7 protein-coding genes and 3 pseudogenes are annotated in these 8,207 nt (G+C 69.4%); 3 read left to right on the forward strand and 7 right to left on the reverse strand.

Features of this window, described 5'->3' with window-relative positions:
* Positions 1 to 178: 178 nt before the first annotated feature.
* Positions 179 to 706, forward strand: a complete 528-nt coding sequence (locus A5681_RS17875; protein ID WP_067277807.1) for a GNAT family N-acetyltransferase — start codon at positions 179 to 181, stop codon at positions 704 to 706.
* 519 nt (positions 707 to 1,225) lie between these two features.
* Here the strand turns inward: A5681_RS17875 and glnA are convergent.
* Positions 1,226 to 2,662 carry a type I glutamate--ammonia ligase gene (gene glnA / locus A5681_RS17880; protein WP_067277809.1) on the reverse strand — a complete coding sequence of 479 codons (1,437 nt, stop codon included), beginning with the start codon at positions 2,660 to 2,662 and terminating at the stop codon, positions 1,226 to 1,228.
* 245 nt (positions 2,663 to 2,907) lie between these two features.
* On the opposite strand from glnA, the gene A5681_RS17885 reads away from it, so the two are divergent.
* Positions 2,908 to 3,330: an RDD family protein gene (locus A5681_RS17885; protein ID WP_067277812.1), complete on the forward strand. Its 423-nt coding sequence runs from the start codon at positions 2,908 to 2,910 to the stop codon at positions 3,328 to 3,330.
* A 31-nt stretch (positions 3,331 to 3,361) separates the two neighbouring features.
* Here the strand turns inward: A5681_RS17885 and A5681_RS17890 are convergent, their stop codons facing one another.
* The 5 genes and pseudogenes from A5681_RS17890 to sucB form a co-directional block, all read right to left on the reverse strand.
* Positions 3,362 to 4,114 carry a DUF4191 domain-containing protein gene (locus tag A5681_RS17890; RefSeq protein ID WP_067277814.1) on the reverse strand — a complete coding sequence of 251 codons (753 nt, stop codon included), beginning with the start codon at positions 4,112 to 4,114 and terminating at the stop codon, positions 3,362 to 3,364.
* 48 nt (positions 4,115 to 4,162) lie between these two features.
* Complete coding sequence (gene lipA, locus A5681_RS17895; protein WP_067277817.1) at positions 4,163 to 5,086, reverse strand: lipoyl synthase; 924 nt, start codon at positions 5,084 to 5,086, stop codon at positions 4,163 to 4,165.
* Positions 5,083 to 5,781, reverse strand: coding sequence for a lipoyl(octanoyl) transferase LipB (lipB, locus tag A5681_RS17900; RefSeq protein WP_067277819.1), 699 nt, complete (start codon positions 5,779 to 5,781; stop codon positions 5,083 to 5,085). The genes lipA and lipB overlap by 4 nt, the downstream gene beginning before the upstream one ends.
* Before the next feature lie 56 nt (positions 5,782 to 5,837).
* Positions 5,838 to 6,749, reverse strand: coding sequence for a TIGR01777 family oxidoreductase (locus tag A5681_RS17905; RefSeq protein ID WP_067277821.1), 912 nt, complete (start codon positions 6,747 to 6,749; stop codon positions 5,838 to 5,840).
* A gap of 15 nt (positions 6,750 to 6,764) precedes the next feature.
* A pseudogene (sucB, locus tag A5681_RS17910) lies at positions 6,765 to 7,586 on the reverse strand (2-oxoglutarate dehydrogenase, E2 component, dihydrolipoamide succinyltransferase); the annotation flags it as partial.
* On the opposite strand from sucB, the pseudogene A5681_RS17915 reads away from it, so the two are divergent.
* A pseudogene (locus tag A5681_RS17915) lies at positions 7,556 to 8,044 on the forward strand (biotin/lipoyl-containing protein); the annotation flags it as partial. The pseudogenes sucB and A5681_RS17915 sit on opposite strands and share 31 nt — an antisense overlap.
* Positions 8,045 to 8,130: 86 nt before the next feature.
* Here the strand turns inward: A5681_RS17915 and A5681_RS28195 are convergent.
* Positions 8,131 to 8,207: pseudogene (locus A5681_RS28195) on the reverse strand (dihydrolipoamide succinyltransferase); the annotation flags it as partial.

The following is an 8,207-nucleotide window of genomic DNA, read 5'->3' on the forward strand; positions in this document are numbered from 1 at the left end:
ATGGTTTAAGTCTCGCGTGTTCGACGCGGTGGATGGCCGGTCGTGACCCCGCCGGCTCGCCGCGACACTTAACCTATGGCGACGACACGCCGCAATGGAGCGCCATGGTTTAAGTCTCGCGTGTTCGAGCCATGGGCGCCGGCTGGTAATCCGTTGCCGGCCTGGAACAATGACGGGCATGCCGATCGGCCGGGTGCGTCCGGCGTCCACACAGGATGCCGAGGCGTGCCGCGCGATCTATCGCCCGTACGTCGAGGACACGGCCATCAGCTGGGAAATCGAGGTCCCAAGCGTCGCGGAGATGGCCGCCCGCATCGCCGACGCACACGAATGGCTGGTGTTCGAACGGGACGGCCGGCTCGTCGGTTTCGCCTACGCCCATCTGCTCAAGCGGCTGCCGAGCTTCCAGTGGTCGGTCGAGACCGGAATCTATGTCGACGCCGACCGTCAGCGCACGGGCGCCGGCCGTGAGCTGTATACGGCGCTACTGCGCCGGCTCACGGATCGCGGCTACCGCCAAGCTGTCGCCGGCATCACTCAACCGAACGAGGCCAGCAACGGGTTTCACCGGTCGTTCGGGTTTCGCGACGCCGGCCTATATCGACGCGTCCAATGGAAGCGCGGCCGCTGGCACGACGTCGCGTGGATGCAACTCGACCTGGGTGGCCCCGTCGATCCCGACGAGCCGCCCAGCCCGATCGTGTGAGCGGTTAGCGGCCCCCGCCGGCACCGCCACCGACGAAGCCCCCGCCGGCACCGCCACCGACGAACCCTCCGCCGGCTCCGCCGCCGAAGCGGCCCCCGCCGGCTCCGCCACCGACGAACCCTCCGCCTGCTCCGCCGCCTACGCGGCCCTCGACCATTGCTTGTGCGGTGCTGATTGTCATGCGCTTGAAGCTAGCCCCCCATCCGTTGCGGCCGCAAGACTTTTCGTCTTAACTTTCGGGTTCGACGAGCGCCGCGCCGTCGACCGTTCTCATTGCGCCGGCGCGCTTTTGGTGTCGGGCGGCCCGCCGCCGGAGGGCGTGATCGTGAAACCCCTCGCGCGGCGCACCCCATGGAGTGTGGCTAACCCAACGAGCTGGCCGCGGCAACTTGGGTCATCGCGGTGTTGCCGTCCGCTTCGGGTTGGCAGCGGGGCTCCGCGCCGGCCGCTGTCCTGGGGCGTCGCCGAAACGAAACCACCCGCGCGGCGGCTGCCGACGCGGGTGGTTTCGTTTGCGGATTAAACGTCGTAGTACAGCGCGAACTCGTACGGGTGCGGGCGGATCTGCACCGGCAGGATCTCGTTCTCACGCTTGAAGCTGATCCACGTTTCGATCAGGTCGGGCGTGAAAACGCCGCCCTCCGTGAGGTATTCGTGGTCCTCTTCCAGCCGGTCGATCACCGCGGACAGCTGGGTGGGAGCCTGCGGGATGTTGGCGGCCTCTTCCGGCGGCAGCTCGTAGAGGTCCTTGTCCACCGGCGCCTGCGGCTCGATCTTGTTCTTGATGCCGTCCAGCCCGGCCATCAGCATGGCCGAGAACGCCAGGTACGGGTTGCCCGACGAGTCGGGGCAACGGAACTCGAGGCGCTTGGCCTTCGGGTTGCTGCCGGTGATCGGGATGCGCACACACGCCGAGCGGTTCCGCTGGCTGTAGACCAGGTTGATCGGCGCCTCGTAGCCCGGGACCAGTCGCTTGTAGGAGTTGACGGTCGGGTTGGTGAAGGCCAGCAGCGACGGGGCGTGGTGCAACAACCCGCCGATGTAGTGCCGCGCGGTGTCCGACAGGCCGGCGTAGCCGGTCTCGTCGTACATCAACGGGCTGCCGTCCTTCCACAGCGACTGGTGCGTGTGCATGCCGGACCCGTTGTCACCGAACAGCGGCTTGGGCATGAAGGTGACGGTCTTGCCGTTCTGCCAGGCGGTGTTCTTGACGATGTACTTGTACAGCTGCATGTCGTCGGCGGCGTGCAGCAGCGTGTTGAACTTGTAGTTGATCTCGGCCTGCCCGCCGCTGCCCACCTCGTGGTGGCCCTTCTCCAGGCTGAAGCCGGCCTTGATGAGGTTCGACAGCATCTGCGCGCGCAGGTCCACGTAGTGGTCGACCGGAGCGACCGGGAAGTACCCGCCCTTGGGGCGCACCTTGTAGCCGCGGTTGGGGGTGCCGTCGTTCTCGGTGGGCTCGCCGGTGTTCCACCAGCCGGAGATCGCGTCCACCTCGTAGAAGGAGCCGTTGGTGCGCGAGTCGAAGCTGACCGAGTCGAAGATGTAGAACTCGGCCTCGGCGCCGAAGTAGGCGGTGTCCGCGACCCCGGTGCTGATCAGGTAGTTCTCCGCCTTGCGGGCGATGTTGCGCGGGTCGCGCGAGTAGGGCTCGAGCGTGAATGGGTCGTGCACGAAGAAGTTCAGGTTCAGCGTCTTGTGTTCGGTGAACAGGTCGATCTGCGCCGTCGCGGGGTCGGGCAGGAGCAGCATGTCGGATTCGTGGATGGACTGGAATCCGCGAATCGAGGAGCCGTCGAAGGCCAGGCCATCCTCGAAGACGCTCTCATCGAAAAACGAAACCGGAATCGTGAAGTGCTGCATGATGCCTGGCAAGTCACAGAACCGGACGTCGACAAACTCGACGTCCTCGTCCTTGACGAGTTTGAAAACGTCGTCGGGCGTCGTTTCCGTCACAGAAATGCTCCTTTACTTGGTGAGATCCGCGGCCTGACGCTATGGAGCAGATGTTGCCCGCCAGTCAACCCCGTGTTGCGCGCACGTTACGCGACCCATGTTGTTCACAAAAGAGGCGCCGTCACCGGTGGGTTCTATTGTGGGGCCATGGACCGCTGGATCGTATCGCTTCCGCTGCCCGGCCGCAGCGTTCCGCCGGGGTTGCGCAACGCGCTCGTCGCCGCGTCGAAGCCCGGTCCCACACGATGACGCAGAACTCCCCGTCCACCTATCCCGGCGAGCGGCTGGGGCTGCCGCAGACCGGGCCGGGGTCGCTGGCCCCGATGGGGCGCCGGCTGGGCGCGCTGATGATCGACTGGCTGATCTCCTATGGGCTGGCGGCGCTGGCCATGCGCTTCGGCGTCTTCTCCGAACACACGTTGGCGACGGCGGTGCTGGGCATCTGGTTCGTGCTCGGCGTGGTCTCGGTGCGGCTGTTCGGCTTCACGCCCGGCCAGCTGGCGCTGGGTCTGCAGGTGGTGACGGTCGACGGGCGCGGCGCGGTCGGCGTCGTGCGGGCGATGGTGCGGGGCGCGCTCGTCGGGATGGTCGTCCCGGCCTTGTTCACCGATTGGGACGGCCGCGGCATGCAGGACCGGCTGACGGCGACGGCGGTGGTGCGGCGCTGACCGATCGGCGAACCCGATAGCGGCGGTGGCGCTACTTCCGGCGCACGGTGCGCTGCACACCGCGCATCTTGCCGGCGTTGGGGAGCGGCCCCTTCGGCAGGACGGCGGCGCCGGCCCGCGTCCCCAGCGCGGCCAGCCGGGACTCCAGCGTGTCCATCTGTTTGGCGGTGATGTTGGCCGGCAGGCGGTTGAGGTGGCGCTCCAACTTGGACAGCGGAACCTCGTCGTCGCCGTTGCCGACGACCAGGTCGTAGATCGGCACATCGCCGATCAGCCGCGCGGTGCGCTTCTTCTCCTGGGCCAGCAGCGGCCGGACCCGGGCCGAGGATCCTTCGCCGACCAGGATGACGCCGGGCCGGCCGATCACCCGGTGCACCGCGTCGAGATGACCGGTCGCGGCCACCCCGGGCGTCACCCGCCACTTGCCCCGCAGGTTGTCCAAAGCCCATGCGGCCGCACCGGTTTGGCCCTCGGCCTTGCTGTAGACGCTCTTCTGCGCGCGGCGACCGAAAACGATGAACGCCGCCAGCGCGCCCAGCACCACGCCGAACGGGATCACGGTGAACATCGTCAGGCCGCCGGCCCACACACCGACCGCCACCGAGATGGCCACGATGACGACGAAGGCGGCGATCATGTAGGGCAGCAGCCGCTTGTCCTCGCGGCGCTGCAGGTTGAACGCCTGCCACAGCTGGGCGCGGCGCTCCTTCGCGGCAGCCTTGCGCGCGGCCTGCGCCTGTGCCCGGGCGGCCTTGTTCTCAGCGGCGGTGCGGGGTTTAGCCATAGTCAAAGAATACGTATCGGCGCGAACCGCGACGGCGGCGCGGCGGCTTCAGGCGCGGGCGCGGGCCGCTTGCTCGTAGAGCCGGCCCGCCCGGTAGGACGACCGGACCAGCGGCCCGGCCAGCACGCCGGAGAAGCCCAGCCCCTCCGCGTCGCGGGCGAACTCGACGAACTCCTCGGGCCGCACCCAGCGCTCGACCGGGTGGTGCCGGGTGGACGGACGCAGGTACTGGGTGATGGTGACGATGTCGCAACCGGCGCCCCGCAGGTCGGCCAGGGCGGTGCGCACCTCGTCGGGGGTCTCGCCCAACCCGAGGATGAGGTTGCTCTTGGTGACCAGCCCGGCGTCGCGCGCCGCGGTGATGACGTCCAGGCTGCGTTGGTAGCTGAAGGCCGGCCGGATCCGCTTGAAAATCCGCGGCACGGTTTCGACGTTGTGCGCCAACACTTCCGGGCGCGACTCGAACACCTCGGCAAGCCGCGTGGGCTCACCGTTGAAGTCGGGAATCAACAGCTCCACACCCGTCGACGGGTTGAGCTCTTTGATCGCGCGCACCGTCTCGGCGTACAGCCAGGCCCCGCCGTCGGGCAGGTCGTCGCGGGCCACCCCGGTGATCGTGGCGTAGCGCAAGCCCATGGTCAGCACGCTCTCGGCGACGCGCCTCGGCTCGTCGCGATCCAGGTCCGCGGGCTTGCCCGTGTCGATCTGGCAGAAGTCGCAGCGCCGGGTGCACTGGTCGCCGCCGATCAGGAACGTGGCCTCGCGGTCTTCCCAGCACTCGAAGATGTTGGGGCAGCCGGCCTCCTCGCAGACCGTGTGCAGCCCCTCGCGCCGAACCAGGCCCTTCAGCTGCGTGTATTCGGGTCCCATCCGGGCCCGCACCTTGATCCACGGCGGCTTGCGCTCGATCGGGGTTTGCGCGTTGCGGACCTCGAGGCGCAGCAGTTTGCGGCCCTCCGGTGCGACAGTCACATGGCTGATGCTACGCGCGTGCCGGGGTGTTCCCGGACCGGCAGGACCCCGTCGAGGGCGTCGCAGACGGCGTCGGCGACGGCCGCGCGGACGTCGTCGACCGCCACCGGGCGCCGCAACTCGGCCGACAAGGACGTCACGCCGGCGTCGCTGATGCCACACGGCACGATCGTGCCGAACGCGGCGAGGTCGCAGTCGCAGTTGAGCGCGAACCCGTGCAGGGTGGTCGCCCGCGAGACCCGGACGCCGATGGCGCCGACCTTGCGGTCTGGCCGGCCGGCGCTGCCCGCCACCCACACCCCGGACCGGCCGTGCACCCGGCAGGTCTCCAGCCCCAGGTCGCCGCACACCTTGATCAGCGCCTCCTCGAGGCGCCGGACGTAATTCACCACGTCGAGCGGCTCGCTCAGGCCGATGATCGGGTACCCGACCAGCTGCCCCGGGCCGTGCCAGGTGATCTTCCCGCCACGGTCGGTGTCGACGACGGGCGTGCCGTTCACCGGTCGTTCGTGCGGCTCGGTGCGCCGCCCCGCGGTGTAGACGGGCGGATGCTCGAGCAGCAGCAGCGTGTCGCCGCCGCCGGCGACCCGGGCGTCGGCCAGCTCGCGCTGCAGCTGCCAGGCCGCGCGGTAGTCGACGGTTCCGAGCTGGCGGACCTCGATCGCGGCCCGGCTGGACCGGATGGAATCGATCACGTTCGCGACGGTACTCGCCGGGCCGGCGAGCCGCGACGGGGCGTCACGGCGCGGCGCTAGTCGTGGTCGCGCTGGGCGGTGGCGTAGCCGAGCGCCTCGCCAATCGTGTTGTGGTGGAACTCGAAACCGGCCCGCTCGAGCGCGGACGGGATGGCGCGCTGACCCGTGAGTACGCCCTCGTCGGCGAACTCGCCAAGCACGGCCCGCGCCGCGAAACCCGGAACCATCAACGGGGTCGGGCGGTTGACGGCGCGGCCGAAGGCGGTGGTGAATTCGGCGTTGGTGACGGGCGCGGGTCCGGTCATGTTCACCGGGCCGGACAGCGCGGGGTTGGTGATGGCGAACAGCAGCGCGCGCACCTCGTCCTCCAGGGTGATCCACGACATGTATTGACGGCCGCTGCCCAGCCGGGCGCCGAGACCCGTCCGGAACAATGGCCGCAACCGACCCAACGCGCCGCCCGCGGGGGAGAACACCAGCCCGGTGCGGGCCAGCACCACCCGGGCGCCGCCGTATTGGGCGGGCAGCGTCGCGGCTTCCCAGTCCTCACAGAGCTGGGCCAGGAAACCCTTTCCCGCGCGGTCGTTTTCGTCGACCACGCGGTCCTTGGTGTCCCCGTAGTAGCCCACCGCGCTGGCGTTGACCAGGGTCGCCACCCCGGCGTCGGCGACGGCATGCGCCAGCACCTCGGTGGGCGCGATGCGGCTGTCCCTCAGGCTCTGCTTGAAGGCGCCCGACCAGCGACGCTGTCCGACGTTGACGCCGCACAGGTTGACGACGGCGTCGACATCGCTGATCGCGTCGACGTCGAATTCGCCGCTCTCGGGGTTCCAGTGCAGCTCGTCGGCGTTCGACGGTGCCCGGCGCACGATGCGCAACACCCGGTGGTCGGCGGCACGCAGGGCCGCGGTCAAGGCGGATCCGATCAGGCCGGATGAACCCGCGATGGCGATGACGGGCTTGGCCACGGTTCGCCAGTCCTCCTAAAGACCCAAGTCGGCCTCGAACGCTCCCTCTTCGAGTCGGTGCTTGATCGTGGTGAGGAAACGTCCGGCGTCAGCGCCGTCGATGAGCCGATGGTCGTAGGTCAGCGGGAGATAGCAGATGGAGCGGACGCCGATGGACTCGTTGCCGAATTCGTCGACGATCACCCGGGGCCGCTTCACGATCGCCCCGGTGCCCAGCATGGCGGCCTGCGGCGGAACCAGGATGGGGGTGTCGAACAACGCGCCCTGGCTGCCGATGTTGGTGATCGTGAAGGTGCCGCCGGACAGCTCGTCGGGCTTGAGGTCACCGGATCGGGCGCGCGCCGCGATGTCGGCGATGGCGCGGGCCAACCCGGCCAGCGACAGGTCGCCGGCGTTGTGGATGACGGGGGAGAGCAGCCCCTGGTCGGTGTCGACGGCGAAGCCCAGATGTTCGGCGTCGTAGTAGGTGATCTCCTTGGTCTGCTCGTTGTAGCTGGCGTTGATGTTGGGGTGGATCTTCAGCGCATCGATCACCGCCCTGGCGATGAACGGCAGGAAGGTCAGGTTGACCCCCTCGCGCTCGGCGAAGGCGGACTTCGCCCTGGCCCGCAACCCGACGATCCGGGTCATGTCGACCTCGTGCGTCTGCGTCAGCTGGGCGGTGGCCTGCAGGGATTCCCGGGTCTTGTTGGCGGTGAGCTGGCGAATCCGGCTCGCCTTCTGCGTGGTGCCGCGCAGGTGCGCCAGCGCCGGCGCCGGGGTGGGCGCCGCAGAGTTCCGGTGGCGGCGACGCAACCCCGGTGCTGATGCCCGAGCTGGGCGAGTCGGTGACCGAGGGCACGGTGACCCGCTGGCTGAAGAAGGTCGGCGACTCGGTCGGCGTCGACGAGGCGCTGGTCGAGGTGTCGACTGACAAGGTGGACACCGAGATTCCCTCACCGGTGGCCGGCGTCCTGGTCAGCATCACCGCCGAGGAGGACGCCACCGTGCCGGTCGGCGGGGAGCTGGCGCGGATCGGCACCGGCTCCGAGGCCCCGTCCGCCCCGACTCCCCCGCCCGCTCCCAAACCGGAACCCAAGCCCGAGCCGGCACCCGAACCGCCCAAGGCCGAACCACCCACGGCCGAGGCGAAGCCCGAACCGCAGCCGGTGTCCCAGCCGGCGCCCGCGCCGAAAGCCGCTCCGGCGCAAGCACAGCCGGCCGCCGAGCCTGGCGGCTCGGGTCAGGACGGCGCCCCCTACGTGACCCCGCTGGTGCGCAAGCTGGCCACCGAGAACGGCATCGACCTGGCGGAGATCACCGGCACCGGCGTCGGTGGCCGCATCCGCAAGCAGGACGTGCTCGCGGCGGCGGAAAAGAAGCAGCAGGCGCAGAAAGCGCCCGCCCCGGCCCCCAGCATGGCGGCCTGCGGCGGAACCAGGATGGGGGTGTCGAACAACGCGCCCTGGCTGCCGATGT

The sequence above is a fragment of the Mycobacterium scrofulaceum genome (assembly GCF_001667885.1).
Lineage (GTDB): Bacteria > Actinomycetota > Actinomycetes > Mycobacteriales > Mycobacteriaceae > Mycobacterium > Mycobacterium scrofulaceum_C.

What these genes read in the sequence shown, in the direction of transcription:
- A5681_RS17875 (WP_067277807.1), top strand. Translation starts at nt 179, where the DNA reads ATGCCGATCGGCCGGGTGCGTCCGGCGTCCACACAGGATGCCGAGGCG.
- A5681_RS17885 (WP_067277812.1), top strand. Translation starts at nt 2,908, where the DNA reads ATGACGCAGAACTCCCCGTCCACCTATCCCGGCGAGCGGCTGGGGCTG.
- A5681_RS17890 (WP_067277814.1), bottom strand. Translation starts at nt 4,114, where the DNA reads ATGGCTAAACCCCGCACCGCCGCTGAGAACAAGGCCGCCCGGGCACAG.